We start from the raw sequence: 25,828 nt of genomic DNA, 5'->3' as shown, positions 1-25,828 counted from the left end.
CTTTTTGTGTCGTTCTCAGGCCGTTTGTCGACTGAACCTTGGGGGCAAACTCAGGAAAAACGCGACGATTCGCCGCGATTGTCCTACACAAGTCAGGTGGCATAAGGCTTTCAGGGGAGGGAAGATACCATTTGCCGTACGTCGGGCGCCTGTAAAAAAGTCACAAAGAAAGTGAAAAAATTTATCTATCGAAGCAAAAGAGGTACGCCATGAACACCTATCAACAGGTTGGTCCGCAGCAAGACACCCACAGCAAGGTGATCGGTTACCTGCTCTGGATTTTCGGGTTTACCGGGGCCCATCGTTTCTATTACGGCAAACCGGTCACTGGAACGATCTGGTTTTTCACCCTCGGCTTGCTGGGGATCGGCTGGCTGATCGACCTGTTCCTGATTCCGGCCATGGACCGTGAAGCGGACCTGCGTTTTACCGCTGGGCCAATCGAATACAACGTGGCGTGGATTCTGTTGGCGTTCCTGGGGGTGTTCGGCGTGCACCGCATGTACCAGGGCAAATGGATCACCGGCCTGATCTACCTGCTGACCGGCGGCTTATTCCTGGTGGGGGTGCTGTATGACTTCTGGACCTTGAATACCCAGGTTTCGATCCGCAATGCCGAGCGCAACGGCGGCCGGTAGATCATAAATAACCTGTAGGAGCGAGCTTGCTCGCTCCTACAGGTTTTAATGGCTCAAGCCTGGTAGCTGATGCGCCCATCCACCAAGGTGTAGCGCACGCTCGCCGGCAGGCTATGGCCGATGAACGGGCAGTTCTCACCCTTGGACAGCCAGTGCTCGCCCGCAACCGTGGAGCCGGCCGGGTCAAACAGCACCAGATCCGCCGCCGACCCCACCGCCAGCTTGCCCGCCGGCAGGCGCAAGGCCTCGGCCGGGCCTGCGCTCAGGCGCGCCAGCAGTGTCGGCAGGTCCAGCAAACCGTCTTCCACCAACGTCATCGCCAGCGGCAGCAACAGCTCCACGCTGCTGATGCCCGGCTCCGTCGCGCCGAACGGCGCCAGCTTGGCATCGCGCTCATGGGGCTGGTGGTGGCTGGAAATCGCCGAGATCACACCGGATTTGACTGCCGCACGCAAACCGTCACGATCGGCCAGTGTGCGCAGCGGCGGTTGCACGTGGTAAAGGCTGGAGAAGTCGATCAGCGCCTCATCCGTCAGCAGCAACTGATACAACGCCACGTCTGCCGTCACCGGCAGGCCACGGGCCTGGGCCTGGGCGATCAGGGCCACGCCCCGGGCACTGGTCAACTGGCTGAAGTGCGCACGCACGCCGCTTTGTTCCACCAGCAGCAGGTCACGGGCCAGGGCTACGGTTTCAGCGGTTTCCGGAATACCCGGCAAGCCGAGGAAGCTGGCGACCGCACCTTCATGGGCCAGGCCGCCTTCGGCCAGGTCGCGGTCCTGGGAGTGGAAGATCACCGTCAAGTCGAAGGTGGCCGCGTATTCCAGGGCGCGGCACAGGGTGCGGGTGCTGCGGAAACTCTCCAGGCCGTTGCCGAACGCCACGCAACCGGCATCGCGCAGGGCGATCAGTTCGGCGAGTTGTTCGCCTTCCAGGCCTTTGCTCAGGGCGCCGATGGGGAACACTTTGCAATTGCCGGCTTCACGGGCACGGTCGAGGATCAGCTCGGTCACGGCCGACGTGTCGAGCACCGGCTTGGTGTGCGGTGGGCAGCACAGGCTGGTGACGCCACCGGCTGCGGCCGCTCGGGTCTCGCTGGTGATATTGCCTTTGCGGCTGAAGCCCGGCTCGCGCAGGGCGACGTTCAGGTCAACCAGGCCGGGCGCGGCCACCAGGCCTTTGGCGTCGATGGTCTCGCTGGGGCTGAAAGCACCGGGCGCGGCACCGATGGCGATGATCCGGCCGGCCTCCAGGTGCAGATCGGTAACGTGATCCAGGCCACTGGCCGGATCGATGACTCGGGCGCCGAGAATGCTGAGCTTCACTGGGCCTTCTCCTGCTCGAATTGACGTTGCGCGGTTTGTCCGCTCATGGCCATGGACAACACCGCCATGCGCACGGCGATGCCATACGTGACCTGGTTGAGAATCACCGACTGGCTGCCGTCGGCCACCGCCGACTCAATCTCCACGCCTCGGTTGATCGGCCCCGGGTGCATCACGATGGCGTCCGGCTTGGCGCCGGCCAGGCGTGCGGTGGTCAGGCCGAACAGACGGTAGAACTCGCCTTCGCTCGGCAGCAGGCCACCCGACATGCGTTCGCGTTGCAGGCGCAGCATGATCACCACGTCCACATCCTTGAGGCCTTCGGTCATGTCGGTGTAGACCTTCACGCCGTATTGCTCGATGCCGATGGGCAGCAGGGTTTTCGGTGCGATCACGCGGATGTCCGGGCAACCCAGGGTTTTCAGGGCCAGCATGTTCGAGCGTGCCACCCGCGAGTGCAGGATGTCGCCGACGATGGCCACCGAGAGGTTTTCAAAGCTGCCCTTGTGCCGGCGTATGGTGAGCATGTCGAGCATGCCCTGGGTCGGGTGGGCGTGACGGCCGTCGCCGCCGTTGATGATCGCCACCTGCGGGCACACGTGCTCGGCAATGAAGTGGGCGGCCCCGGAGTCGCCGTGGCGCACCACGAACATATCGGCGGCCATTGCTTCCAGGTTGCGCAGGGTGTCGAGCAGGGTCTCGCCCTTGCTCGCCGACGAGGTGGACACGTTCAGCGTGATCACGTCGGCCGACAGCCGTTGGGCCGCCAGTTCAAAGGTGGTCCGTGTACGGGTGGAGTTCTCGAAGAACACGTTGCAGATGGTCTTGCCGCGCAGCAGCGGGACTTTCTTCACCGCCCGGCCGCCAACCTCGAGGAACGAGTCGGCGGTGTCGAGGATTTCGGTGAGCAGTTCGCGGGGCAAACCGTCGAGGGACAAGAAGTGTTGCAACTGGCCCTGAGCATTGAGCTGCAGCGGGCGCTTGGCATCTAGAGGCGTCATCGCGGGGACTCTTTACAAGGCGGTTTAAAGGGCAAGGTCTTGCAGTTCGAGTTCGAGCGGCGTGGGACCGGACAATTTTACTCGCTGGCTGGCCTCAAGGGACAGCGTGGCGCCAACCACGTCCGGGCTGATGGGCAGTTCGCCTGCCTCCAGGTCCAGCAGGCAGGCCAGGGTGATGCTGGCCGGGCGCCCGTAATCGAACAATTCATTCATGGCGGCGCGGATGGTACGGCCGCTCATCAGTACATCGTCGATCAGCACCAGGTGCTGGCCTTCAATCTCGAACGGCAGGGCGGACGGGCGCACTTGCGGGTGCAGGCCGTTCTGGCTGAAGTCGTCGCGGTAGAAGGACACGTCCAGGGTACCCAAGGGTGAGTCGCTGCCCAGTTCGTCCAGCAACGCCTGGGCGACCCACACACCACCGGTGCGAATGCCGATAAAGCGCGGTTCGCTGATGCCACGGTGTTCCAGGTGCGTCTTGAGGCTAACCGCCATCTGGCGGATCAGTTCGGCGGGGTTTGGCAGGCTCATGGTGGCTCCTTCAAGGCCTTGCGCGGCGGGGGCGACGACAAGGTCCGGGCTCAAACGTAAGAAGACGCGGCAAGCCGCGTCAGTCAGGATTCAAATAAAGCAGTGTTTTCGTCCAGCCAGCCCTGTAACAGCAAGGCGGCGGCGATGGCGTCCACCGGGTTGTCGCGGTAGCTGCCTTTCTGGCCGCCACGGTCACGGCGCTCGCCCTTGGCTTCAAAGGTGGTCAGGCGTTCATCGTGGGTATAGAAGGGCAGGTTGTAGCGGCCATTAAGACGGCGGGCGAACTTTTCGGCGCGCAGGCACATGTCGCTGGGGGTGCCGTCCATGTTCAGGGGCAGGCCGACCACTACGGCATCGGGCTTCCACTCTTTGATCAGGGCTTCGACCTGGTTCCAGTCCGGTATGCCGTTCTGGGCCTTGAGGGTGCACAGCTCGCGGGCCTGGCCGGTGATGACCTGGCCGACCGCTACGCCGATCTGCTTGGTGCCGTAGTCAAAGCCGAGGATCAGACGCAAGGCCATCAGGCGTGCCCCGCCTGGCTGGTCAGCAGGCTGAGGTTGACCCGCAGCTTGGCCGCGGCGGCTTCCAGGCGCAATTCGCTTGCGGTGTTGAACAGGATGTCGGCATCGAACGGGCAGGTCAGCCAGGCATTGCTGGCCAGTTCGGCTTCCAGCTGCCCGGCTTCCCAGCCGGCGTAACCCAGGGTGATCACACTTTGCTCAGGGCCCACGCCGTCGGCGATGGCGAACAACACGTCCTGGGAGGTGGACAGCGAGACTCCGTCCAGGTCAACCGTGGCCTGGAACTTCGGCCCGGTGGGGTGCAGCACAAAGCCGCGATCGGTCTGCACCGGCCCGCCGATGTAGATCGGCACGCCCTGGCAACGGGCCGGCGGGTCGACCTCCGGACGCAGTTGTTCAAGGATATCGGCCAGGTTCAGCGCCTGCGGGCGGTTCACCACCAACCCCATGGCACCATTGGCCGTGTGCTCGACGATGTAGGTCAAGGTCTGCGCAAAGTTCGGGTCGGCCATATGGGGCATGGCGATCAGGAATTGGTGCTTGAGGTAGGTCGGGCTGACATTTTTCATGTCCGCTAGTGTGGCGTTGGAGGGGCGAACTGACAAGCTGGACGTGACCCGAATACAGTGCTGTCGGCTTTTCTGTAGGACGGCGCGTTCAGTTGCTGGAAAGGCGATCACCCTTGGCAAACTTCCAGGTGCGGATGATTTCCAGGCGGTCCACATCGTTCAAGTCCCCGGTAAACGGGGCAAAGGGCGCGGCCAGGCGCACGATGCGTTGGGCCGCCTGGTCCAGCAGCGGCTGACCGGACGATTCCAGCACCTGCACTTCATATAAGGTGCCGTCGCGGTTGATCGACACCAAAAGACGCAAATTGCCGTAGATCTGCTGGCGCCGTGCCTCTTCCGGGTAGTTGAGGTTACCGATGCGCTCGACCTTCTTACGCCACTCGTCCTTATACCAGGCGCCCTTGTCGCGCATGGTCGAGGCGGCGTTCAGGCGGTAAATGCGTGGGCGCTTGGCGTACAGCTGTTGTTCATGGGCCAGTTCGGCTTCCAGGCTGGAGATTTCGTCGGACAGTGTCGAGCTGTCGAACGTCGGTGCCGGCTTCACGGGCTCGGGTTGCGGCTCGGTCTTGGTTTTCTCGCGCTGGACTGGGGCTTTTTGCGGCTTGGGTGCGACGGTGGTCACCGTGGGCTTGGGCGTGGCCTGTTTGACTTCAGGCTTGGGCGCCGGCGGCGGTGTGACCTTATTGACCTTGTTGTCCTGGAAGGGCGCCACTTCGGTGGTCTTGGGGATCGCCTTCTTGTCCAGGGTGCCACTGCCCTGCTGGTTGTCCTGGGCGAGAAAGTCGGCCTTCTCGGGCTTCTTTTCGCTCTTGAACGTGGCGAGGGTGATTTCCAGGGTCTTGGTGATCTGCTTGGGCTCGACCATGGTGAAACCCACGCCGAGGATCAAGGCCAGGTGAATCAATGCCGCGAGAAACAGGGTAAATCCGAGCCGATCAGCCGGGCGCACGCCGCTGTGGGAGAGTTCGGAGGGCAGATCGGACGGGAGTGTCATGACAAGAAAACCAACATCGCGCGTTTCACAGGTCGGGCATGATAGCGCAATGTTGGTATGTGTCCGGCTGTTCTATATCAGTTGGCCTGCAGCTTGCGTTCGATGGCGGCCATCAACATTTCGCCGATGTTCGTGCCAAATGCGTTATCGATCTCGCGAATGCAGGTCGGGCTGGTGACATTGATTTCGGTAAGATTTTCCCCAATTACGTCAAGGCCTACAAACAGCAAACCCTTTTCCCGCAGGGTCGGGCCAACCTGGCTGGCGATCCAGCGGTCCTTGTCGGACAACGGCCGCGCTTCGCCTCGACCGCCTGCTGCCAGGTTGCCACGGGTCTCGCCTGCCGCCGGAATACGCGCCAGGCAGTAATCCACCGGCTCGCCGTCGATCATCAGGATGCGTTTGTCGCCGTCCTTGATCGCCGGCAGGTAGGCCTGGCCCATGATCTGCTGGGTGCCCAGGGCGGTCAGGGTTTCGAGGATCACCGACAGGTTCGGGTCGCCGGCGCGGTGACGGAAGATCGAGGTGCCTCCCATGCCGTCCAGCGGCTTGAGGATCACATCACCGTGTTTGGCGGCAAATTCACGCAGCACGTCGGCACGACGGCTGACCACGGTGGGCGGCGTGCACTGCGGGAACAACGTGGCGAACAGCTTTTCATTGCAGTCGCGCAGGCTTTGCGGCTTGTTGACGATCAGCACGCCGGCACGCTCGGCCTGCTCCAGCAGGTAGGTGGAGTAGACGAACTCCATGTCGAACGGCGGGTCCTTGCGCATCAGGATCACGTCGAGGTCGCTCAGGGGGCTGTCGATTTCGTCCTGCAGTTCGAACCACTTCTCGGGGTTGGCAAACACCTGCAGCGGGCGCATGCGTGCACGGGCCTCGCCGTCGCCCTGGTAAAGGTCGCGCTGCTCCATATAGAACAGGCTCCAGCCGCGGGCCTGGGCGGCCAGGAGCATGGCCAGCGAGCTGTCCTTTTTATAGGAAATGCTGGCGATAGGGTCCATGACAATGCCGACGCGAACGCTCATGGGGGATTTCCTCTAGCAAAATTGGGGCGCATAAAAGTGGCGTCAGAGTGGCGCTGCGGCTGTTGTGGGTCAAGGAAAAACCACCGGGCGGGTGCCTCGATAGATTGCTCCCCGAGACTGTGCTAAAAAGACTGCCACGGCGCAGCAGCCCTTGAATTCCAAGGCCTGCGGCGCTCATCCTGTGCAACATCAGGCAGTACACACCGAAAACCGATTCGCTGTGGCGATGGTAGAGCAGATATGGAACAGCATTCCAACGCCTTGAGAGTGATGGTGATCGACGATTCGAAGACGATCCGCCGCACCGCCGAGACGCTGTTGAAGAACGTGGGCTGCGATGTCATCACGGCCATCGACGGTTTCGATGCCCTGGCCCGGATTGTGGATCATCACCCGCACATTATCTTTGTCGACATCATGATGCCGCGCCTGGATGGCTATCAGACCTGCGCCCTGGTGAAGAACAACCCGGTGTTCAAGTCGATCCCGGTGATCATGCTGTCCTCCAAGGACGGCCTGTTCGACAAGGCCAAGGGGCGCATCGTGGGTGTCGATCAGTTTTTGACCAAGCCTTTCAGCAAGGAAGAACTGCTGAGTGCGATCAAGGCCTATGTGCCCGGGTTCGCCGCAGTGGAACAAGCACACTGACGCCGCCTCACAAGGGCCGGCGCCGACCAATGTAGTGGGGAAAACCATGGCACGTGTTCTGATCGTCGACGATTCGCCGACCGAAATGTACAAACTGACCGGCATGCTGGAAAAGCACGGCCACCAGGTCCTCAAGGCCGAGAACGGCGCCGACGGCGTGGCCCTGGCCCGCCAGGAAAAGCCCGACGCCGTGCTGATGGACATCGTGATGCCGGGCCTCAATGGCTTCCAGGCCACCCGCCAGCTGTCCAAGGAGCCGGAAACCAACGGCATCCCGATCATCATCATCACCACCAAGGATCAGGAGACCGACAAGATCTGGGGCGCACGCCAGGGTGCCAAGGATTACCTGACCAAGCCTGTGGACGAGGAAACCCTGATCGCCACCCTGAACAAGGTGCTGGCCGGCTGACGGCACGCCATCATGACCGAGTCGCAAACCGCCTTCGAGTTGCTGCTGGACATCGACCGCCGCTGCCGCCTGCTGGCCGCCGATCTGCCATCCCAGGAAACCCGCCTGCAACGCTGGAGCGGGATTGGCTTTCGCCTGGGGCAGCATTGGTATGTCGCGCCCATGGGCGAAGTCGCCGAAGTCCTGCATGAGCCGCGTTGCACTTTAATGCCCGGGGTCAAGGCCTGGGTCAAGGGTGTTGCTAACCTGCGCGGGCGTTTGCTGCCGGTGATGGACCTCGGCGGCTTCCTTGGGCTTGAGCTGTCCAAGGCGCGCAAGCAACGGCGGGTGCTGGTGGTGGAATACAACGATCTGTTTGTCGGGCTGCTGGTAGACGAGGTGGTGGGGATGCAGCATTTTGCACAAGACGCCTTGCTGGTGAGCCCCAGCCCCGGCGCGCCATTTATCCAGGGCCAATTCGACGGCGAGCCGCTGTGGCAGGTCTTCAGCCCCTTCGCCCTGGCCCAGGCCCCTGGCTTCATGGATGTCGCCGCATGACCACCGCTACTACGCCCAAACCCCAGGCCGGCTCACGCAGCCGTTCACAGATCATCGTGCTGTTTATCGCGCTGATCGTATTCATCATGCTGCTGTTCGCCAACTTCGCTTACCTCAACACCCAGTCCACCTATGACAAGCAGTACATCGGCCACGCCGGTGAATTGCGCGTGCTGTCCCAACGCATTGCCAAGAACGCTACCGAAGCCGCCGCCGGCAAGGCCGCCGCATTCAAGCTGTTGGGCGATGCACGCAACGACTTTGCCCGACGCTGGGGCTACCTGAAAAAAGGCGACCCGGAAACCGGCCTGCCCGCTGCGCCCAGTGCGGTCCGTGCCGAAATGCGCGCGGTGCAGACCGACTGGGAGGCGCTGCTGAAAAACACCGACGCGATCCTCGCCAGCGAACAGACCGTGCTGTCCCTGCACCAAGTGGCCGCGACCCTCGCCGAAACCGTACCGCAATTGCAGATGGAGTCGGAAAAGGTCGTCGACATCCTGCTGCAACGCGGCGCGCCGGCCAGCCAGGTGGCCTTGGCCCAGCGCCAGTCGCTGCTGGCCGAGCGTATCCTGGGCGCGGTCAACACGGTGCTGGCCGGTGACGAAACCGCCGTCCAGGCCGCCGACACCTTTGGCCGCGATGCCAATCGCTTCGGGCAGGTGCTCAATGGCATGCTCAACGGCAACCCCGGGCTGCGCATCACTCAGGTAGAAGACCGCGATGCCCGCGCGCGGCTGGCGGAAATCGCCGAGCTGTTCGAGTTTGTCTCCGGCTCCGTGGATGAAATTCTCGAAACCTCGCCCCAGCTGTTCCAGGTCCGCGCCTCGGCGAGCAATATTTTCAACCTGTCGCAAACCCTGCTCGATGAAGCCTCGCACCTGGCCACCGGTTTTGAAAACCTCGCCAGCGGACGCAGCTTCGACACCATCGGCGGCTATGTGCTGGGCCTGTTGGCGCTGGCCTCGATCATCCTGATCGGCCTGGTGATGGTGCGCGAAACCAACCGCCAACTGCACGAGACCGCCGAGAAGAACGAGCGCAACCAGAACGCGATCATGCGCCTGCTCGATGAAATCGAAGACCTGGCCGACGGCGACCTCACCGTGACCGCCTCGGTGACTGAAGACTTCACCGGCACCATCGCCGACTCCATCAACTATTCCGTGGACCAGCTGCGCGACCTGGTGGCCACCATCAATCTCACCGCCGGGCAAGTGGCGGGCGCCGTGCAAGAGACCCAGGCCACCGCCATGCACCTGGCCCAGGCCTCCGAGCATCAGGCCCAGCAGATCGCCGAAGCCTCCACCGCGATCAACCAGATGGCCCAGTCCATCGACCAGGTGTCGGCCAACGCGGCCGAGTCCTCGGCGGTGGCGGAACGTTCGGTGGAAATCGCCAACAAAGGCAACGAGGTGGTGCACAACACCATCCACGGCATGGACAACATCCGCGAACAGATCCAGGACACCGCCAAGCGCATCAAGCGCCTGGGCGAGTCGTCCCAGGAGATTGGCGACATCGTCAGCCTGATCGACGACATTGCCGACCAGACCAACATCCTCGCCCTCAACGCCGCGATCCAGGCGAGCATGGCCGGGGATGCCGGACGCGGCTTTGCGGTGGTGGCCGATGAAGTGCAGCGGCTGGCCGAACGTTCGTCGGCGGCCACCCGGCAGATTGAAACCCTGGTGCGCGCGATCCAGGCCGACACCAACGAAGCCGTCATCTCCATGGAACAGACCACCACCGAAGTGGTGCGCGGTGCACGGTTGGCCCAGGACGCCGGGGTGGCGCTGGAAGAGATCGAAGGCGTATCAAAAACCCTGGCCGCGCTGATCCAGAGCATCTCCAACGCGGCGCAGCAACAGACCTCATCGGCGGGACAGATCTCCCTGACCATGAACGTGATCCAGCAGATCACCACGCAGACGTCATCGGGCTCCACCGCTACCGCCGAAAGCATCGGCAACTTGGCGAAGATGGCCAGCCAGTTGCGCAGGTCGGTGTCGGGTTTCACCTTGCCTGCGGCCAAACAGGTTGATGATTGAAATGCGATCCAAATGTGGGAGGGGCTTGCCCCCTCCCACACTAGATCTCTATTGGCTTTGAGATCCAGGCAACCCACGAATTCTAAGCGGAGCAGTTATGGTTGATCGGCACGACTACGTGGCCCTTGAATGGGTCAAGGGCGACATTGCCGAAACCCTGAAGCAGGCCCGTTCGGCGCTGGATGCATTTGTCGAGACCCACGACGATGGCGTGATCAGCCAGTGCCTGGACGCTATCCACCAGGTGCATGGTGCGCTGCAAATGGTCGAGTTCTACGGCGCGGCGCTGCTGGCCGAAGAGATCGAGGAACTGGCCCTTGCGCTCCAGGCCGGGCATGTCGGCCAGCGCGAGGAAAGTATCCGCCTGCTGCAACAGGCCTTGGGCCAACTTCCGTTGTACCTTGACCGGGTGCACAGCGCTCGCCGTGATTTACCGCTGGTGGTGCTGCCGCTGCTCAACGACCTGCGCAGTGCCCACGGCGAAAGCCTGCTGTCGGAAACCAGCTTGTTCAGCCCGCAACTGCTGTCGATTGCGCCGCTTGCCGAGGACGCCCTGGCCCAACGCGCGCCGGCCGACCTCCAGGCGCAACTGCGCCAGTGGCATCAACTGTTGCAGCAAGCCCTCGCCGGGCTGCTGCGTGAAGACCACGGGCCGAGCAACCTGGAAGACATGGCGCGGGTGTTCGCGCGCCTTGAGGCGCTGTGCCAGGGCGCGCCGCTGTTGCCGCTGTGGCAAGTGGCGTCGGCGCTGGTCGAGGGCATGCTCACCGGCGTGGTCGCCAACAGCCCGGCGCTGCGCAGCCTGCTCAAGGCCAGCGACAAGCAGCTCAAGCGCCTGCTGGCGCAGGGCATCGGCGGGATCAACCAGCCCGCACCGGATGAACTGCTCAAGAGCCTGTTGTTTTACGTCGCCAAAGTCACCCGGCCGACCCCACGCATGCAGAGTCTGAAAGAGCGCTACAGCCTGGATGAGGCCTTGCCCGACAGCGCAGTGGTGGACGCCGAACGCGCGCGCCTTGCCGGGCCGGATCGCAACGCCATGGGCTCGGTGCTCGGTGCGTTGTGTGAAGAGTTGGTGCGGGTCAAAGAGCGCCTCGACCTGTTCGTGCGCAGCGACCGCCAGCACACGAGCGACCTCGACGCGCTGCTGGCGCCCCTGCGACAGATTGCCGATACCCTCGCGGTGCTGGGGTTTGGCCAGCCGCGCAAAGTCATCATCGACCAGCTGGCCGTGGTATTGAGCCTGGCCCAGGGGCATCGCGAGCCCAACGATGCGGTGTTGATGGACGTCGCCGGCGCGCTGCTCTATGTGGAAGCCACGCTGGCGGGAATGGTCGGCACCGTCGAGCCGGAAGGCCACGAAGAAAGCCGCCTGCCCACCACCGACCTGACCCAGATCCACCAGTTGGTCATCCGCGAATCCTGCCAGTGCCTGCAGCAAGCCAAGGAGCTGGTGATCGACTGTATCGAAGCCGATTGGGACCGCCAGCGCCTGGAATCCCTGCCGGAACTGCTGAGCCAGGTGCGCGGCGCGCTGGCGATGATCCCCTTGCCCCGCGCGGCCAGCCTGATGCGCGGTTGCACCGATTACGTCGACGAACAGTTGATGGTCAACGACAGCCCGCCGTCGGAGCTGCAACTGGGGCATTTCGCTGACGTGATCAGCAGCCTGGAGTATTACCTCGAACGCATGCTCCAGGACCCGGACGCCGCCGGTGAGCGGGTGTTGGAACTGGCCACCCAAAGCCTGGCTGCGCTGGGTTACCTGCCCGCCGAAAAACCCTGGCGCCAGGCGCTGGCAGCACCCGATGGCGCGCTGTCGAGCGAGGTTGCGCCCAGCCAGTCCCAGTTCGACGCATTGGCCAACCCCACTTCGGGCCTCAATCCGCCGGCCTTGCAACGCCCCGGTAGCCTGCTGCCGCCGCCGGCCGATGAAGCGCCCATCGACGATGAACTGCGCGACGTCTTCCTCGAAGAAACCGAGGAAGTCCTTGAGGTGCTGCACCGTCACCTGCCCAACAGCGCGGACAAAACCGCCCAGGGCGAAATGCGCCGCGCCTTCCACACCCTGAAAGGCAGCGGCCGCATGGTGCGCGCCCTGGTGCTGGCAGAATTGGCCTGGGCCGTGGAAAACCTGCTGAACCGTGTGCTCGAGCGCAGCGTGGCCCTCGGCCCCGAGATCCAACAGGTGCTGGATGACGCCGTGGCCCTGCTGCCGGCATTGATCGCCGACTTCGCGACGGGCGAGCAACACCAGCGCGATGAGGTCGACGCCCTGGCCGCCCGCGCCCACGCCTGGGCCAACGGCGCCCCAGCGTCGGTCGGCGAACCCCACGATCCGATGCTGCTGGAGATCTTCCGCAACGAAGCCCAGAGCCATCTGGACAGCCTCAACCACTTCCTGCAGCAGGCCGCCGAGCATGTGCCGCTGCAAGTCAGCGATGAACTGCAACGCGCCCTGCACACCCTCAAGGGCAGCGCCTACATGGCCGGCGTGTTGCCGATCGCCGAGCTGGTGCGCCCACTGGATCACCTGACCCGCGAATACAAGGCCCATCGCCTGCCGCTGGACCTGGACGAAGTCGAGTTGCTGCTGGAAGCCGAAGGCCTGTTCCAGCGTGGGTTGCGTCAACTGGACCGCGATCCCCTGGTGTCGATCAAGGGCGCGGATGACTTGATCCGCCGGACCCAGGCCCTGCTCGACCATCAACTGGCCGCGCTGCTCGACGCCCCCAACACGGGGTTGCGGATCAAGCGCGACCCGCAACTGATCGCCAACTTCCTGGCCCAGGGCATGGACATTCTGCTCGACGCCGAAAACCTGCTGCGCCGCTGGCAGCAGCACCCCGGCGAACGCCAGGAACTCACCGCGCTGCTGGATGAATTGACCACGCTGGGGGAGGGCGCCCATGTCGCTGACCTGCAGGCCATCGATGAACTCTGCGAAGCCTTGCTCGACCTCTACGGCGCCGTGGAAGAAAGCAGCCTGGCGGTCAGCGAGCGATTTTTCCATGAGGCCGAGCAGGCCCATGAAGCGCTGATCAACATGCTCGATCAATTGGCCGCCGGCCAGGAAATCATCCCGGCACCGGCACGTGTACACGCCCTGCGCGAACTGTTGGACGATGCACTGGACCCTTCTGCCACCGGCCTGATCAAAAGCGACGGCAGCCGCGCCCTGAGCATCTCCGAGCTGGGCGCCGCCACCGCGCAACTGCAGGATGAAACGTGGATCGACGATGAACTCGTGGAAATCTTCCTCGAAGAAGCCGTGGATATTCTCGACAGTGCGGGGCAGTCCCTGAAACGCTGGCTGCTGGAGCCGGACAGTGCCGCGCCGTTGTCGTCCCTGCAGCGCGACCTGCATACCCTCAAGGGCGGCGCGCGCATGGCCGACATCGGACCGGTGGCCGACCTGGCCCATGAACTGGAATGCCTGTACGAAGGCCTGGTGGATCGGCGCTACAGCTACTCCAGCGAGTTGTCGCAGGTGCTGATGGCCAGCCATGAGCGACTGGCCTTGCAACTGGAGGAACTGCAGCACCATCAACCCTTGAGCGACAGCGCCGAACTGGTCGCCCGGTTGCGCGCGCTACGCCAGGGCGGCATGCCGGCTGTACAGGCCGCCCCACCTGCGGAAACGCCGGGCACCGACCCCGAGTTGCTGGACATCTTCCTCGAAGAAGCCGCCGACATTCTCGACAGCTCCGGCAGCGCCTTGCTGCGCTGGCAGGCCGAGCCGAACAATCGCCAGGAAGTCGAAACCCTGCTGCGCGACCTGCACACCCTCAAGGGCGGCGCGCGCATGGTCGAGATCGGGCCGATCGGTGACCTGGCCCATGAGCTGGAATTTCTCTACGAAGGGCTGTCCGCCGGTTTGCTCGCGCCGTCCGCCGAACTGTTCGCGTTGCTGCAGGGCTGCCACGACCGCCTGGCGCAGATGATCGACGCCGTGGCGGATGGGCTGCCGGTGGGTTCGGTGGACAAGCTTATCGAACGTATCAAGAGCCTGGTGCACCCCAGCGATGAGCCCGTGACGCCCGTGGCGCTGCCCGCAGGCAAGGCCGAAGCGGTGGTTGATCCCGGCGCCGACATGGTGAAGATTTCCGCTGACCTGCTGGACGACCTGGTCAACCTGGCCGGCGAGACCTCGATCTTCCGTGGTCGTATCGAGCAGCAAGTCAACGACGCGCGCATTGCCCTGCATGAGGTGGAAACCACTATCGAACGCATGCGCGACCAACTGCGCCGCCTCGACACCGAAACCCAGGGGCGAATCCTCAGTCGTCAACAGGCCGAGGCCGAGCGCCTGGGCTATGAAGAATTCGATCCGCTGGAAATGGACCGTCATTCGCAGTTGCAGCAGCTGTCCCGGGCGCTGTCGGAATCGGCCTCCGACCTGCTCGACCTCAAGGACACCCTCGACCGCCGCAACGAGGACGCCCATGGCCTGTTGCAGCAACAGGCGCGCATCAACACCGAGTTGCAGGAAGGCCTGATGCGCACGCGCATGGTGCCCTTCGAGCGCATGCTGCCGCGCCTCAAACGCATCGTGCGCCAGGTGGCGGGCGAGTTGGGCAAGGACGTGGAGTTCATCGTCGGCAACGCCGAGGGTGAAATGGACCGCAATGTGCTGGAGCGCATGGCGGCACCGCTGGAACACATGCTGCGCAACGCCGTCGACCATGGCCTGGAGCCCCGCGATGCGCGGCTGTTGGCCGGCAAGCCGGAGAAGGGCCGCATCACCCTGGACCTGACCCACGAAGGCGGCGATATCGTTTTCGACATGCGCGACGACGGTGCCGGTGTGCCTCTGGACGCGGTGCGGCGCAAGGCGATCAAGCGCGGTTTGCTCGCCCCTCATCAAGAGATGAGCGACCGTGATGTGTTGCAGTTCATTCTGCAGCCGGGGTTCTCTACGGCGGAAAAGATCACGCAGATTTCCGGGCGTGGCGTGGGCATGGACGTGGTGCACGAAGAAGTGCGCCAGCTCGGCGGCTCGATGTTCATTGACTCGACACCGGGGGAGGGCGTGCACTTTCGCATCCGCCTGCCGTTTACGGTGTCGGTCAATCGGGCGTTGATGGTGCACTGCGCGGACGATCAATATGCGATCCCGCTCAACACCATCGAAGGTCTGGTGCGGGTGCTGCCCCATGAGCTGGCGGGGCACTACCAGCAGGATCCGCCGTGTTATGAATATGCCGGCCAACGCTACGAGCTGTTTTACCTGGGTGACCTGCTGCACACCGTCGGTCGCCCGAAATTACTGGGCCAGTATCAACCCGTGCCGGTGTTGCTGGTGCAGTGCAACGAGCGCCGTGTGGCGGTGCATGTGGACGCCATGGCCGGCACCCGGGAGATTGTGGTCAAGGGCCTGGGCCCGCAGTTTTCCGGGGTGCAGGGGTTATCCGGCGCGACCATCCTGGGGGATGGGCGCGTGGTGTTGATCATCGACCTGCTCGCGCACATCCGCGCCCGGCAACCGGCCTTGCCGGCCCAGGCGGTGGATGCTCCGTTGATCCTCAACGACCCGCTGAAAAAGCGCCCGCTGCTGGTGCTGGTGGTGGACGACTCGGTCACCGTGCGCAAAGTCACCAGCCGCCTGTTGGAGCGCAACGGCATGAACGTACTCACCGCCAAGGACGGCATCGACGCCCTTGCCGTGCTCGAGGAACATACCCCCGACCTGATGCTGCTCGACATCGAAATGCCGCGCATGGACGGCTTCGAAGTGGCCATCCAGGTGCGCAATGACCCCCGGCTGATGCGCCTGCCGATCATCATGATCACCTCCCGCACCGGCCAGAAACACCGCGACCGCGCCATGGCCATCGGCGTCAACGACTACCTGGGCAAGCCGTACCAGGAATCGGTGCTGCTCGAAAGCATCGCCTACTGGAGCAAATCCCGTGCTTGACCACCGCACCAGCCAACTCACCGGCCTGCTCCTGCCCCTGGCCGACCGCCACCTGATACTGCCCAACGTCGCCATCGCCGAGTTGATCGACTTCCAGCGCGGCGAACCGGCCAGCGATGCGCCGCCGTGGTATTTGCGGCAAGTGACGTGGCGAGATCGACAAATCCCGTTGATCAGCTTTGAAGCGGCGTGCGGCGAGGCCGGCGTGACCGGCGAACGCTCGCGGATCGTGGTGTTGAATGCACTGGGCGACCGACCGACGTTGAAGTTCATTGCGCTGGTGATCCAGGGGATTCCACGGTCGTACAAGCTCGATAGCGAATTGAGCTACGTGGACGTGCCGCTGTGCCCGCTGGAACTGGCGGCGGTGCAGGTGGGGGAACATGTGGCTAAGGTGCCGGATTTGATGGGGCTTGAAGCCTTATTGGTCGAGTCCGGACTGGCCTGAATCTAAGTCATGTGAGGATCCCCTGTGGGAGGGGGCTTGCCCCCGATGGCGGTATGTCAGTCACTGCATCTGGTGGCTGACCCACTGCCATCGGGGGCAAGCCCCCTCCCACATTAAAGTGCCGGTGTTTGACGGATTGCGGGTGGTCTTAGGATTTTTCCTGCAAGATTTTGGGCTGTGCATGAACTTGTCGCGTGCAGCCCGCGCGCCTAGTCTTCGTCCCGTCATCGCAAAAAACGGTGACACGGACGTGCAAGTCCGACGAAACTGTTTAGGCGTACAAACGCCCTGCCAACCAACGGGCGTTTTTTGTGCTCGCTGCTTTATGGCGGCTGCGCGCAGGAGGTCTTCGGACCTGCTGGGTGTCCTAAACAGGCCCGGTCTTGCACACCTGCGCACGGTCGCCACCCTCATTCGCGTGCAAGCGAACGGTGGCGCTCCTTACTGACTGTTTAGGAGTTTCATCATGATCAAACCTACCCCTAATCTGCCTCTCTTCGCCGTAAACCCCCACCAAACCACCGAAACGCTGCTGGTCAACGCCAGCGAAACCCTGTCCTCCCTCAACGCACTCACCTGCAACCTGGCCTTCGACCTGGACACTTCCCAGCGCGCCATCATGCTCGGGATCCAGCAAATGGCCGAGTTGGGGCAGTTGTTGGTGGATCGGGCGCTGGAGCAGGTCAGCCCTTCGCTGGAAAAGGTCCCAAACAGGGACTGATCAGCCCCTGTTTGGGACCGCTATCTAACAGGCATCACTGAACAAATGTGGGAGGGGGCTTGCCCCCGATGGCTGAGTGTCAGTTGATACATCACTTAGCTGACCCTCCGCTATCGGGGGCAAGCCCCTCCCACATTTAGATCATCTTTTGGCTCGGATCAGTGTTTGCTGATTCTCCATTACTCCAACCGTAACGATCCACCGCTAAGCTTGATTGATGGCCCCCCGAATCACTCCTAAGGTACAGCCCACGACAGCAAACCCGTGGAGCGACCATGACAACAATAACTACCCCCGACTCGCGCTGGACGCGGCGGCGTGACGAGAAGCAGCGGCGGCTCGGGCGGGTTTTGCAGTATGCAGACGGGGCGGTTTTGCCCAGTGACAGGATTGTCGAAGCGCTTGAGGCCCTGATCCTCCCCGGCGACCGCGTGGTGCTGGAAGGCAACAACCAGAAGCAGGCCGACTTCCTCTCGCGCTCCCTGGCCAAGGCCGACCCGGCCAAGCTCCACGATTTGCACATGATCATGCCCAGCGTCGGGCGGTCCGAGCACCTGGACCTGTTTGAAAAGGGCATCGCGCGCAAGCTGGACTTTTCCTTCGCCGGCACCCAATCCCTGCGCATCAGCCAACTGCTCGAAGACGGCCTGCTGGAAATCGGTGCGATCCACACTTACATCGAACTCTATGCACGGCTGGTGGTGGACCTGATCCCCAACGTCGTACTGTCCGCCGGTTTCATGGCCGACCGTGCCGGCAATATCTACACCGGCGCCAGCACCGAAGATACTCCCGCGCTGATCGAACCCGCCGCGTTCAGCGATGGCATCGTGATCGTGCAGGTCAACCAGTTGGTGGATGACGTCAGCGACTTGCCCCGCGTCGACATCCCTGCCAGTTGGGTGGATTTCGTGGTGGTGGCCGACAAGCCGTTCTACATCGAGCCGCTGTTCACCCGCGACCCGCGCCATATCAAGCCGGTGCATGTGCTGATGGCGATGATGGCGATCCGCGGCATCTACGAAAAACACAATGTTCAGTCCCTCAACCATGGGATCGGCTTCAACACCGCCGCCATTGAATTGATCCTGCCCACCTACGGTGAATCCCTGGGCCTGAAGGGCAAGATCTGCCGTAACTGGACCCTCAACCCGCACCCCACGCTGATCCCTGCCATCGAAAGCGGCTGGGTGGAAAGCGTGCACTGCTTCGGCACCGAACTGGGCATGGAGAACTACATCGCCGCGCGCCCGGATGTGTTTTTCACCGGCCGCGACGGTTCGATGCGTTCCAACCGAATGTTCTGCCAGCTGGCCGGCCAATACGCGGTGGACCTGTTTATCGGTGCGACCCTGCAAGTCGACGGCGACGGTCATTCCAGCACCGTGACCCGTGGCCGCCTCGCCGGTTTCGGTGGGGCGCCGAACATGGGCCACGACCCGCGCGGTCGTCGTCACGGCACGCCGGCATGGCTGGACATGCGCCACGGCGACGCGCCGGAAGCGCTGCTGGAACGCGGCAAAAAGCTCGTGGTGCAGATGGTCGAGACCTTCCAGGAAGGGGGCAAGCCCACCTTCGTCGACACCCTCGACGCCGTGGAAGTGGCGCGCAAAAGCGGTATGCCCCTGGCGCCGATCATGATCTACGGTGACGACGTCACCCACCTGCTCACCGAAGAAGGCATCGCCTACCTGTACAAGGCGCGGTCCCTGGAAGAGCGCCAGGCGATGATCGCCGCCGTCGCCGGGGTGACCGCCATCGGCATGCGCCACAACCCCAAGGACACCGCGCGCATGCGCCGCGAAGGCCTGATCGCCTTGCCCGAAGACTTGGGCATCCGCCGCACCGACGCCACCCGCGAGTTGTTGGCCGCCAAGAGCGTGGCCGACCTGGTGGAGTGGTCCGGTGGCCTGTACAACCCGCCCGCCAAATTCAGGAGCTGGTAAATGCACGCCCTTAAACTGCACGAACTCAGCCTCGCGGATCGCCTGGCGGATATGGCCGTCGATGCGCTGATCGATGAAGCCGACCTGTCACCCAAGCCCGCCTTGGTGGATCGCCGCGGCAACGGCGCCCACAGTGATCTGCACCTGGGGCTGATGCACGCTTCGGCGCTGTCGCTGTGGCCGATGTTCAAGGCGATGGCCGAGGCGGCGCTTGAATTCGGCGAGGTCGGCTTGCCGCTGCGCGAAGCGCTCGGCCGTATCGGGCGCGAAGGCGAACAGGCGATGCTCGTCACCACCCACGGCGTGAACACCCATCGCGGTGCGATCTGGGCCCTCGGCCTGCTGACCGCAGCGGCTGCCCTGGAACCGCGTGCCATAACGCTGAACGCCGCCAGACTGGCCCTGCTCAACGACCGTTACGCGCCGCAAACCCCGAGCCACGGCGCCCAGGTCGCCCAGCGTTATGGCGCACGCGGTGCCCGTGAAGAAGCGCAACTGGGCTTCCCCGCCGTGACCCAACGTGGTCTGCCGCAACTGCACAAAAGCCGCCAGCAAAATGCTGGTGAACAGAACGCGCGCCTGGACGCCTTGCTCGCGATCATGACCGAGCTGGCCGACACCTGCGTGCTCTATCGCGCCGGCGTGGAAGGCCTGCATGCCATGCAGCGCGGCGCCCAGGCCGTGCTGGACGCCGGCGGCAGCGCAAGCCTCGCCGGGCGCCGCCAATTGCATGAACTGGACCACCAACTGCTGGCCCTGAATGCCTCCCCCGGCGGCGCCGCCGACCTGTTGGCCGCCTGCCTGTTTATCGACCGCCTCGACGGAGCGTTGTGATGGAAACCTTATCCTTTGAATTCCCCGCCGGGCAGCCGCCAAAAGGCCGTGCGCTGGTGGGCTGCGTCGGCTCGGGCGACCTGGAAGTGCTGCTGGAGCCGGGCACGGCCGGCACGCTGACCATCCAGGTCCAGACCTCGGTAAATGGCGCCGAACAACGCTGGCAGCACCTGTTTGAACGCATCTTCCAGGAGCAGACGCCCCCGGCCCTGAACATTGATATCCACGATTTCGGCGCCACCCCCGGCGTGGTGCGCCTGCGCCTGGAGCAGGGTTTCGAGGAGATCGACCATGACTGACTTGCTGGCTAAACACAGCTTCGTGGAACTGGGGGCGCGGCAGCGGGCCAAGGCCTTGTTGGATGCCGGCACCTTTCGCGAACTGATCGACCCGTTCCAGCGGGTCATGTCGCCTTGGCTCAGCCGCCAAGGTGTGGTGCCCCAGGCCGATGACGGCGTGGTGATCGCCAAGGGCAGCCTCGGCGACTTGCCTGTGGTGATTGCGGCCATTGAAGGCAACTTCCAGGGCGGCAGCCTCGGTGAAGTGGGCGGCGCGAAAATCGCCGGCGCCCTGGAACTGGCGGCCGAAGACAACCGCAAGGGCATCCCGACCCGCGCCGTGCTGCTGCTGGAAACCGGCGGCGTGCGCTTGCAGGAAGCCAACCTTGGCCTTGCAGCGATTGCCGATATACACGCGGCGATTGTCGACCTGCGCCAGTACCAGCCGGTGATCGGCGTAGTGGCGGGCAGCGTTGGCTGTTTCGGCGGCATGTCCATCGCGGCCGGGCTGTGCAGTTATCTCGTCGTCACCCGTGAAGCGCGCCTGGGGCTGAACGGTCCGCAGGTGATCGAGCAGGAGGCCGGGCTGGAAGAGTACGACTCCCGCGACCGTCCTTTTATCTGGAGCCTCACGGGCGGCGAACAGCGTTTTAACAGTGGCCTGGCCGACCGTTACGTGGCCGATGATGTGGCGCAGATCCAGCAGACGGTCAGCGCGTTGCTGCAGCAGGGTGTGCCCGCACAACAGCGCAGTCGCCAGGCTGATGATTACCTCGCACGCTTGGCCGAGTTGGACGCCGTAGCGCAAATCGACCCGGCGACGGTGCGCGAGCTGTATCAGGGAGAACGCTCATGAGAGGCTTGCAGTGGTTCAACGCATTGAGCGCCGGCGCTCCAGTTGTAGACGATTTGCCGGCGTCGCTGAGGGTGGCCGACGGTGTATTGGGTGAGCAACAGGTGCGCTTTGTCGCCGTAGTGACCGACGCGCAAAACCGCTTCCCTCGGGCACGCAATGGCGAAGTCGGTTTGTTGGAGGGCTGGGGGTTGGCCAAGGCCGTCGATGAAGCCATCGCCCGGGGTGACAAGCGCCCGATCATCGCCATCGTCGACGTGCCCAGCCAGGCCTACGGCCGTCGTGAAGAAGCCCTCGGCATCCATCAGGCCCTGGCCGCTGCCGCCGACAGTTATGCCCGCGCGCGCCTGGCCGGGCACCCGGTGATTGCGCTGCTGGTGGGCAAGGCCATGTCCGGTGCGTTCCTGGCCCATGGCTACCAGGCCAACCGCCTGATTGCCCTGCGCGATCCCGGCGTGATGGTGCACGCCATGGGCAAGGCCTCGGCCGCGCGGGTGACCCTGCGCAGCGTCGAAGAGCTGGAAGCCCTGGCCGCCAGTGTGCCGCCCATGGCCTATGACATCGACAGCTATGCCAGCCTCGGCTTGCTGTGGGAGACCTTGTCGGTCTGCCAGATTGAACAGCCCACGGCGGACGATGTAGCGCGGGTCAGCGATTGCCTGGTGAATGCGATCAAGGACGTCGGCAGCGCCGATCTGCGCGGACGCCTCGGCGCGACTAATCGCGCAGCCTCAAGCCAGGTTCGCCAACTGCTGCGGGAACAATGGTGAACGCCCACGACTTGCTCTGGGGCATGACCCCGGCGCATGCGTCCGTCGATGCACCGGCCTGGGTGCTGGAGGCGCTAGGCGCCGGCCACCCGGTGGTGGTGCGCCGCGCCATTGCCGCGCCGGGGCATGTGGCGGTCGGCGTGCGCGGGCGTTTGCGTGAGCAGCGGTTCGCCGCCGAGATGCCGCTGGCGGCGGTGCAGCGGCGCGTTGCACCGGAAGCCCTGCGCGACGTGGTTTCGCTACGGGACGTACCCGCACTGCAAGCGCTTGCTCAATTGCGTTCGGTGCTGGTGCACGAGGCATGGGGCGTCAGCGGTAGCGCAGGCTTTGAATTGGCCACCGGCATCGAAGCACTGCATGCCCAGAGTGATCTGGATTTGATCCTGCGCACGCCCAAGCGCCTTGAACGCGCCGATGCCGAGGACCTGTTGGCGAGCCTGGACACGGCGGTGTGCCCTGTGGACCTGCAACTGCAAACCCCGTTTGGCGCCGTGGCCTTGCGCGAATGGGCTGGCGGATCACGTCGCGTGCTGTTGAAAACCATCAGCGGCGCGCGCCTGGTCGACGATCCCTGGCAGGCCGTGGCATGAGCAGCCTCCTGGTGTTTCCGGGGCAGGGTGCCCAGCGACTCGGCATGCTCCAGTCGCTGCCCGAACCTGTGCTGGAAGAAGCCAGCGATGCCCTGGGCGAAGACGTGCGCCGGCTCGATTCAGCGCAAGCCCTGGCCAGTACCCGCGCCGTGCAACTGTGCCTGTTGATCGCCGGCGTCGCCCACGCCCGCCTGTTGGAGCGCACCCCGGATTACGTGGCGGGCCTGTCCATCGGCGCCTACCCGGCTGCGGTCATCGCCGGGGCCCTGGATTTTGCCGATGCGGTAAAGCTGGTCAGCCTGCGCGGCCAACTGATGCAAAACGCTTATCCACACGGCTACGGCATGACCGCGATCATCGGCGTGGAGTTATCCACCGTCGAAACACTCCTCGCCGACATCCACAGCCCTGAAACCCCGGTGTACCTGGCCAATATCAACGCCGATAACCAGAGCGTGATCGCCGGCAGCGACGAGGCCATGAAGCGTGTCGCCGCGCGCATCAAGGGCAACGGCATCGCCAAACGCCTGGCCGTCAGTGTGCCGTCCCATTGCGCGCTGCTGGCGCAGCCGGCCGAGGCCCTGGCCCAGGTATTTGTCCCGCTCAAGGCGCCGCGCATCACCTACCTGAGCAGCACCCGCGCGCGGCCGATCCACCACCCCGAACACCTTCGCGACGACCTGGCCTTCAACATGTGCCGCGTCGTTGACTGGCGCGGCACCGTACAAGGCGCCTACGAGCGCGGTGTGCGCCTGCAAATCGAACTGCCCCCGGGCGCCGTGCTCACCGGCCTGTCACGCCGCGTGTTCGAACAAGGCACCGTGATCGCCTGCGAAGGCGCACGCCTGGATACCTTGCAGGCCCTGCTGGAAGAGGAGGAGCGCCACCACCGATAAAGCACCACCCAAGGCTGTCGAAGCACAAAAACAACAATTTCGATCGAGCACTTCGAGGACAACAACAATGATTATTTACGGTGTGGCATTGCTGGCGATCTGCACGCTGGCAGGTGTGATCATGGGCGACATGCTCGGCGTGTTGCTGGGCGTCAAATCCAACGTGGGCGGGGTGGGCATCGCCATGATCCTGCTGATCTGCGCCCGCCTGTGGATGCAAAAACGCGGCGGCATGACCAAGGAATGCGAGATGGGCGTGGGCTTTTGGGGCGCCATGTATATCCCCGTGGTGGTGGCGATGGCCGCGCAACAAAACGTCGTGACCGCCTTGCACGGCGGCCCGGTCGCGGTACTGGCGGCGATTGGTTCGGTAGTGGTCTGCGGTTGCACCATTGCGTTGATCAGCCGTACCCACAAGGGCGAGCCTCTGCCCGCCGAAGAGCCGCTGATCGTGCCTGCGGGAGGTCGCTGATATGTGGGATCTCATCGAAAAAGGCCTGGAACATAACGGCCTGATCACTGCGTTTGCGTTTGTTGGCGTGGTGATGTGGATTTCCGTGGTGCTGTCCAAGCGCCTGACGTTCGGGCGCATCCACGGCTCGGCGATTGCCATCGTCATCGGCCTAGTCCTGGCCTGGGTCGGCGGCACCCTTACCGGCGGGCAAAAAGGCCTGGCTGACCTGGCGCTGTTCTCCGGCATCGGCCTGATGGGCGGCGCGATGCTGCGCGACTTCGCCATTGTTGCCACGGCGTTCGAGGTACAGGCCACCGAAGCGCGCAAGGCCGGGATGATCGGCGTGATTGCGCTGCTGCTGGGCACGATCCTGCCGTTTATCGTCGGCGCCAGCATGGCCTGGGTGTTTGGCTATCGCGACGCTATCAGCATGACCACCATCGGCGCGGGTGCCGTGACCTACATCGTCGGCCCGGTGACCGGTGCGGCGATTGGCGCGACTTCGGATGTGATGGCGCTGTCCATTGCGACCGGGTTGATCAAGGCGATCCTGGTGATGGTCGGTACCCCGGTGGCGGCGCGTTGGATGGGCTTGGACAACCCGCGTTCGGCGATGGTGTTCGGTGGCCTGGCCGGCACCGTGAGCGGTGTGACGGCAGGGCTGGCGGCGACGGATCGGCGCTTGGTGCCGTATGGCGCGTTGACGGCGACGTTCCATACCGGGCTTGGGTGTTTGCTGGGGCCTTCGTTGCTGTACTTCATTGTGCGTGGGTTGGTGGGCTGACCTTGGGGATTGCGGAGTGTCAGGCTGTTCCCTGCCGATTGGCATACATCCGACACTCCGCCAACAACGCCAGTAAATTCGGATCACGCTCCTTGGCCTTCAGGAACACCACGCCGATATGCTGCTGCAACCGATACCTGGGTTGCAGCGGTATCAGCTTCACGCGGTTCTCGTACACCGCCGCGATCCTTCCCGGCAGCAACGCATAACCCACCCCTGAACTGACCATGCTCAGCAGTGTGAAGATGTCATTGACCTGCATCGCCACCTTCGGCTCGAACCCCGCCTGCTTGAACACCCGGTTGCCATCCTGATGAGTGGCGAAGCCTTGGGTGAGGGTGATGAAGGTGGCGTCGCGCACGTCGGCCAGGTCGATTTCCTGGGCGCGGTCGAAGGGCGAGTCGGCCGGGGTGGCGAGGAAGATGTCGTCGCAGAACAGCTCGATCTGTTCGCAGTCGGGGTCGTTGGCGTGTTCGTCGAGGGAGATGAGGATTGCGTCGACTTCCATGTTCTTGAGCTTGTACAGCAGGTCGAAATTGGAGCCGAGGATCAGGTCGATATTGAGTTCGCTGCGCCTGATCTTCAGGCCCATGATCAATTGCGGCACGGTCTTGACGGTCAGTGAATACAACGAGCCGAGCTTGAAGCGTTCGGCGGAGAAACCGGCGGCTTCGCGGGTCAGGCGTACGCTGTCGACGACATCGGCGATCAGTTTCTGTGCGCGTTCTTCCAGCACGTAGGCGCTTTCCAGCGGCGTGAGGTTGCGGCCCTCGTGTTTGAACAGCGGGCAGCGCAAGGCATTTTCCAGTGAGTGGATGGCGCGGTGGACGCTGACATTGCTGGTTTGCAGCTCGGCGGCGGCGCGGGCCAGGTTGCCGGTGCGCATGAATGCCAGGAAGATTTCCAGCTTCTTGAGGGTGAATTCTTCGTCGATCAGCATGGCCGTGGGCTCTTGTTCGAATGCGTCCGATTGTGCCCGCAAAACCCGGCGGCGTCCTCGGAACGTCACAAGTCGCTTGCACTCTTATGCGCAAGGCTGGACGCTTGCCAGCCAGTTCCAGCGGCTACAGGAGGTCAGT

General features: G+C 63.7%; 25 protein-coding genes. 17 read left to right on the top strand and 8 right to left on the bottom strand.

The features are described from left to right. Window positions 1-209: 209 nt before the first annotated feature. Window positions 210-638, top strand: a complete 429-nt coding sequence (locus tag BLQ09_RS05165; RefSeq protein WP_027606088.1) for an NINE protein — start codon at window positions 210-212, stop codon at window positions 636-638. Between the two features lie 53 nt (window positions 639-691). Here BLQ09_RS05165 and BLQ09_RS05160 read toward each other — a convergent pair whose 3' ends face one another. From BLQ09_RS05160 to gshB, 7 genes are all read right to left on the bottom strand, one after another. Beyond that, window positions 692-1,963: a dihydroorotase gene (locus tag BLQ09_RS05160; protein ID WP_027606087.1), complete on the bottom strand. Its 1,272-nt coding sequence runs from the start codon at window positions 1,961-1,963 to the stop codon at window positions 692-694. Next, entirely contained in the window at window positions 1,960-2,964 is a 1,005-nt protein-coding gene (locus BLQ09_RS05155) for an aspartate carbamoyltransferase catalytic subunit (RefSeq protein ID WP_027606086.1), read from the bottom strand. Before BLQ09_RS05155 ends, BLQ09_RS05160 begins: the two co-directional genes overlap by 4 nt. A gap of 24 nt (window positions 2,965-2,988) precedes the next feature. Further along, entirely contained in the window at window positions 2,989-3,495 is a 507-nt protein-coding gene (gene pyrR / locus BLQ09_RS05150) for a bifunctional pyr operon transcriptional regulator/uracil phosphoribosyltransferase PyrR (protein ID WP_092355673.1), read from the bottom strand. 83 nt (window positions 3,496-3,578) lie between these two features. Further along, window positions 3,579-4,016: a Holliday junction resolvase RuvX gene (ruvX, locus tag BLQ09_RS05145; protein WP_005792259.1), complete on the bottom strand. Its 438-nt coding sequence runs from the start codon at window positions 4,014-4,016 to the stop codon at window positions 3,579-3,581. Next, a complete protein-coding gene (locus tag BLQ09_RS05140; protein WP_027606084.1) occupies window positions 4,016-4,585 on the bottom strand; it encodes a YqgE/AlgH family protein in 570 nt (189 codons plus the stop codon). Before BLQ09_RS05140 ends, ruvX begins: the two co-directional genes overlap by 1 nt. An 88-nt stretch (window positions 4,586-4,673) precedes the next feature. Then, entirely contained in the window at window positions 4,674-5,579 is a 906-nt protein-coding gene (locus tag BLQ09_RS05135; protein ID WP_027606083.1) for an energy transducer TonB, read from the bottom strand. A gap of 77 nt (window positions 5,580-5,656) precedes the next feature. Further along, window positions 5,657-6,610 (bottom strand): glutathione synthase, encoded by a 954-nt coding sequence (gene gshB, locus BLQ09_RS05130; protein WP_027606082.1) that lies wholly within the window; start codon window positions 6,608-6,610, stop codon window positions 5,657-5,659. 240 nt (window positions 6,611-6,850) lie between these two features. Here gshB and pilG point away from each other — a divergent pair, with 240 nt between their 5' ends. The 16 genes from pilG (at window position 6,851) to madM (ending at window position 24,749) form a co-directional block, all read left to right on the top strand. Then, complete coding sequence (gene pilG / locus BLQ09_RS05125; protein WP_027606081.1) at window positions 6,851-7,258, top strand: twitching motility response regulator PilG; 408 nt, start codon at window positions 6,851-6,853, stop codon at window positions 7,256-7,258. A gap of 46 nt (window positions 7,259-7,304) precedes the next feature. Continuing rightward, window positions 7,305-7,670 (top strand): twitching motility response regulator PilH, encoded by a 366-nt coding sequence (gene pilH / locus BLQ09_RS05120; RefSeq protein ID WP_014720320.1) that lies wholly within the window; start codon window positions 7,305-7,307, stop codon window positions 7,668-7,670. Between the two features lie 12 nt (window positions 7,671-7,682). After that, window positions 7,683-8,207, top strand: coding sequence for a chemotaxis protein CheW (locus tag BLQ09_RS05115; RefSeq protein WP_027606080.1), 525 nt, complete (start codon window positions 7,683-7,685; stop codon window positions 8,205-8,207). Further along, window positions 8,204-10,255 carry a methyl-accepting chemotaxis protein gene (locus BLQ09_RS05110; protein ID WP_027606079.1) on the top strand — a complete coding sequence of 684 codons (2,052 nt, stop codon included), beginning with the start codon at window positions 8,204-8,206 and terminating at the stop codon, window positions 10,253-10,255. Before BLQ09_RS05115 ends, BLQ09_RS05110 begins: the two co-directional genes overlap by 4 nt. 97 nt (window positions 10,256-10,352) lie before the next feature. Next, window positions 10,353-16,175 carry an Hpt domain-containing protein gene (locus BLQ09_RS05105; RefSeq protein ID WP_092355670.1) on the top strand — a complete coding sequence of 1,941 codons (5,823 nt, stop codon included), beginning with the start codon at window positions 10,353-10,355 and terminating at the stop codon, window positions 16,173-16,175. After that, window positions 16,168-16,623 carry a chemotaxis protein CheW gene (locus BLQ09_RS05100; protein ID WP_092355666.1) on the top strand — a complete coding sequence of 152 codons (456 nt, stop codon included), beginning with the start codon at window positions 16,168-16,170 and terminating at the stop codon, window positions 16,621-16,623. The genes BLQ09_RS05105 and BLQ09_RS05100 overlap by 8 nt, the downstream gene beginning before the upstream one ends. A 466-nt stretch (window positions 16,624-17,089) precedes the next feature. Beyond that, window positions 17,090-17,344, top strand: a complete 255-nt coding sequence (locus BLQ09_RS05095; RefSeq protein WP_092355663.1) for a DUF6124 family protein — start codon at window positions 17,090-17,092, stop codon at window positions 17,342-17,344. A gap of 275 nt (window positions 17,345-17,619) precedes the next feature. Continuing rightward, entirely contained in the window at window positions 17,620-19,290 is a 1,671-nt protein-coding gene (gene mdcA / locus BLQ09_RS05090; RefSeq protein WP_065938129.1) for a malonate decarboxylase subunit alpha, read from the top strand. Continuing rightward, a complete protein-coding gene (locus BLQ09_RS05085; RefSeq protein ID WP_092355660.1) occupies window positions 19,291-20,124 on the top strand; it encodes a triphosphoribosyl-dephospho-CoA synthase in 834 nt (277 codons plus the stop codon). It begins immediately after the preceding gene. Then, a complete protein-coding gene (locus tag BLQ09_RS05080) occupies window positions 20,124-20,423 on the top strand; it encodes a malonate decarboxylase subunit delta (protein ID WP_027606073.1) in 300 nt (99 codons plus the stop codon). The genes BLQ09_RS05085 and BLQ09_RS05080 overlap by 1 nt, the downstream gene beginning before the upstream one ends. After that, a complete protein-coding gene (locus BLQ09_RS05075) occupies window positions 20,416-21,258 on the top strand; it encodes a biotin-independent malonate decarboxylase subunit beta (protein WP_027606072.1) in 843 nt (280 codons plus the stop codon). The genes BLQ09_RS05080 and BLQ09_RS05075 overlap by 8 nt, the downstream gene beginning before the upstream one ends. After that, window positions 21,255-22,025 carry a biotin-independent malonate decarboxylase subunit gamma gene (mdcE, locus tag BLQ09_RS05070; protein ID WP_027606071.1) on the top strand — a complete coding sequence of 257 codons (771 nt, stop codon included), beginning with the start codon at window positions 21,255-21,257 and terminating at the stop codon, window positions 22,023-22,025. Before BLQ09_RS05075 ends, mdcE begins: the two co-directional genes overlap by 4 nt. Next, window positions 22,019-22,615 carry a malonate decarboxylase holo-ACP synthase gene (locus BLQ09_RS05065; protein WP_092355657.1) on the top strand — a complete coding sequence of 199 codons (597 nt, stop codon included), beginning with the start codon at window positions 22,019-22,021 and terminating at the stop codon, window positions 22,613-22,615. Before mdcE ends, BLQ09_RS05065 begins: the two co-directional genes overlap by 7 nt. Continuing rightward, window positions 22,612-23,511, top strand: coding sequence for a malonate decarboxylase subunit epsilon (gene mdcH, locus BLQ09_RS05060; protein ID WP_092355654.1), 900 nt, complete (start codon window positions 22,612-22,614; stop codon window positions 23,509-23,511). Before BLQ09_RS05065 ends, mdcH begins: the two co-directional genes overlap by 4 nt. 67 nt (window positions 23,512-23,578) lie before the next feature. After that, window positions 23,579-23,983, top strand: coding sequence for a malonate transporter subunit MadL (madL, locus tag BLQ09_RS05055; RefSeq protein ID WP_027606068.1), 405 nt, complete (start codon window positions 23,579-23,581; stop codon window positions 23,981-23,983). Window position 23,984: 1 nt separating this feature from the next. After that, complete coding sequence (madM, locus tag BLQ09_RS05050) at window positions 23,985-24,749, top strand: malonate transporter subunit MadM (RefSeq protein WP_027606067.1); 765 nt, start codon at window positions 23,985-23,987, stop codon at window positions 24,747-24,749. 19 nt (window positions 24,750-24,768) lie between these two features. Here the strand turns inward: madM and BLQ09_RS05045 are convergent, their stop codons facing one another. Then, window positions 24,769-25,689, bottom strand: a complete 921-nt coding sequence (locus BLQ09_RS05045) for a LysR family transcriptional regulator (RefSeq protein WP_065923829.1) — start codon at window positions 25,687-25,689, stop codon at window positions 24,769-24,771. Window positions 25,690-25,828: the final 139 nt, after the last annotated feature.

This window comes from Pseudomonas sp. NFACC25, assembly GCF_900100935.1.
GTDB classification, from domain to species: Bacteria; Pseudomonadota; Gammaproteobacteria; order Pseudomonadales; family Pseudomonadaceae; genus Aquipseudomonas; species Aquipseudomonas marginalis.
Note: the sequence above shows the minus strand (reverse complement) of the source record. Positions and strands in the feature narration are given on the sequence as shown.

Excerpts from the sequence above, each read along its gene's own strand:
- BLQ09_RS05165 (WP_027606088.1), top strand. The coding sequence starts at position 210 with ATGAACACCTATCAACAGGTTGGTCCGCAGCAAGACACCCACAGCAAG.
- BLQ09_RS05155 (WP_027606086.1), bottom strand. The coding sequence starts at position 2,964 with ATGACGCCTCTAGATGCCAAGCGCCCGCTGCAGCTCAATGCTCAGGGC.
- pyrR (WP_092355673.1), bottom strand. The coding sequence starts at position 3,495 with ATGAGCCTGCCAAACCCCGCCGAACTGATCCGCCAGATGGCGGTTAGC.
- ruvX (WP_005792259.1), bottom strand. The coding sequence starts at position 4,016 with ATGGCCTTGCGTCTGATCCTCGGCTTTGACTACGGCACCAAGCAGATC.
- BLQ09_RS05140 (WP_027606084.1), bottom strand. The coding sequence starts at position 4,585 with ATGAAAAATGTCAGCCCGACCTACCTCAAGCACCAATTCCTGATCGCC.
- BLQ09_RS05135 (WP_027606083.1), bottom strand. The coding sequence starts at position 5,579 with ATGACACTCCCGTCCGATCTGCCCTCCGAACTCTCCCACAGCGGCGTG.
- gshB (WP_027606082.1), bottom strand. The coding sequence starts at position 6,610 with ATGAGCGTTCGCGTCGGCATTGTCATGGACCCTATCGCCAGCATTTCC.
- pilG (WP_027606081.1), top strand. The coding sequence starts at position 6,851 with ATGGAACAGCATTCCAACGCCTTGAGAGTGATGGTGATCGACGATTCG.
- pilH (WP_014720320.1), top strand. The coding sequence starts at position 7,305 with ATGGCACGTGTTCTGATCGTCGACGATTCGCCGACCGAAATGTACAAA.
- BLQ09_RS05115 (WP_027606080.1), top strand. The coding sequence starts at position 7,683 with ATGACCGAGTCGCAAACCGCCTTCGAGTTGCTGCTGGACATCGACCGC.
- BLQ09_RS05110 (WP_027606079.1), top strand. The coding sequence starts at position 8,204 with ATGACCACCGCTACTACGCCCAAACCCCAGGCCGGCTCACGCAGCCGT.
- BLQ09_RS05105 (WP_092355670.1), top strand. The coding sequence starts at position 10,353 with ATGGTTGATCGGCACGACTACGTGGCCCTTGAATGGGTCAAGGGCGAC.
- BLQ09_RS05095 (WP_092355663.1), top strand. The coding sequence starts at position 17,090 with ATGATCAAACCTACCCCTAATCTGCCTCTCTTCGCCGTAAACCCCCAC.
- mdcA (WP_065938129.1), top strand. The coding sequence starts at position 17,620 with ATGACAACAATAACTACCCCCGACTCGCGCTGGACGCGGCGGCGTGAC.
- BLQ09_RS05085 (WP_092355660.1), top strand. The coding sequence starts at position 19,291 with ATGCACGCCCTTAAACTGCACGAACTCAGCCTCGCGGATCGCCTGGCG.
- BLQ09_RS05080 (WP_027606073.1), top strand. The coding sequence starts at position 20,124 with ATGGAAACCTTATCCTTTGAATTCCCCGCCGGGCAGCCGCCAAAAGGC.
- BLQ09_RS05075 (WP_027606072.1), top strand. The coding sequence starts at position 20,416 with ATGACTGACTTGCTGGCTAAACACAGCTTCGTGGAACTGGGGGCGCGG.
- mdcE (WP_027606071.1), top strand. The coding sequence starts at position 21,255 with ATGAGAGGCTTGCAGTGGTTCAACGCATTGAGCGCCGGCGCTCCAGTT.
- BLQ09_RS05065 (WP_092355657.1), top strand. The coding sequence starts at position 22,019 with ATGGTGAACGCCCACGACTTGCTCTGGGGCATGACCCCGGCGCATGCG.
- mdcH (WP_092355654.1), top strand. The coding sequence starts at position 22,612 with ATGAGCAGCCTCCTGGTGTTTCCGGGGCAGGGTGCCCAGCGACTCGGC.
- madL (WP_027606068.1), top strand. The coding sequence starts at position 23,579 with ATGATTATTTACGGTGTGGCATTGCTGGCGATCTGCACGCTGGCAGGT.
- madM (WP_027606067.1), top strand. The coding sequence starts at position 23,985 with ATGTGGGATCTCATCGAAAAAGGCCTGGAACATAACGGCCTGATCACT.
- BLQ09_RS05045 (WP_065923829.1), bottom strand. The coding sequence starts at position 25,689 with ATGCTGATCGACGAAGAATTCACCCTCAAGAAGCTGGAAATCTTCCTG.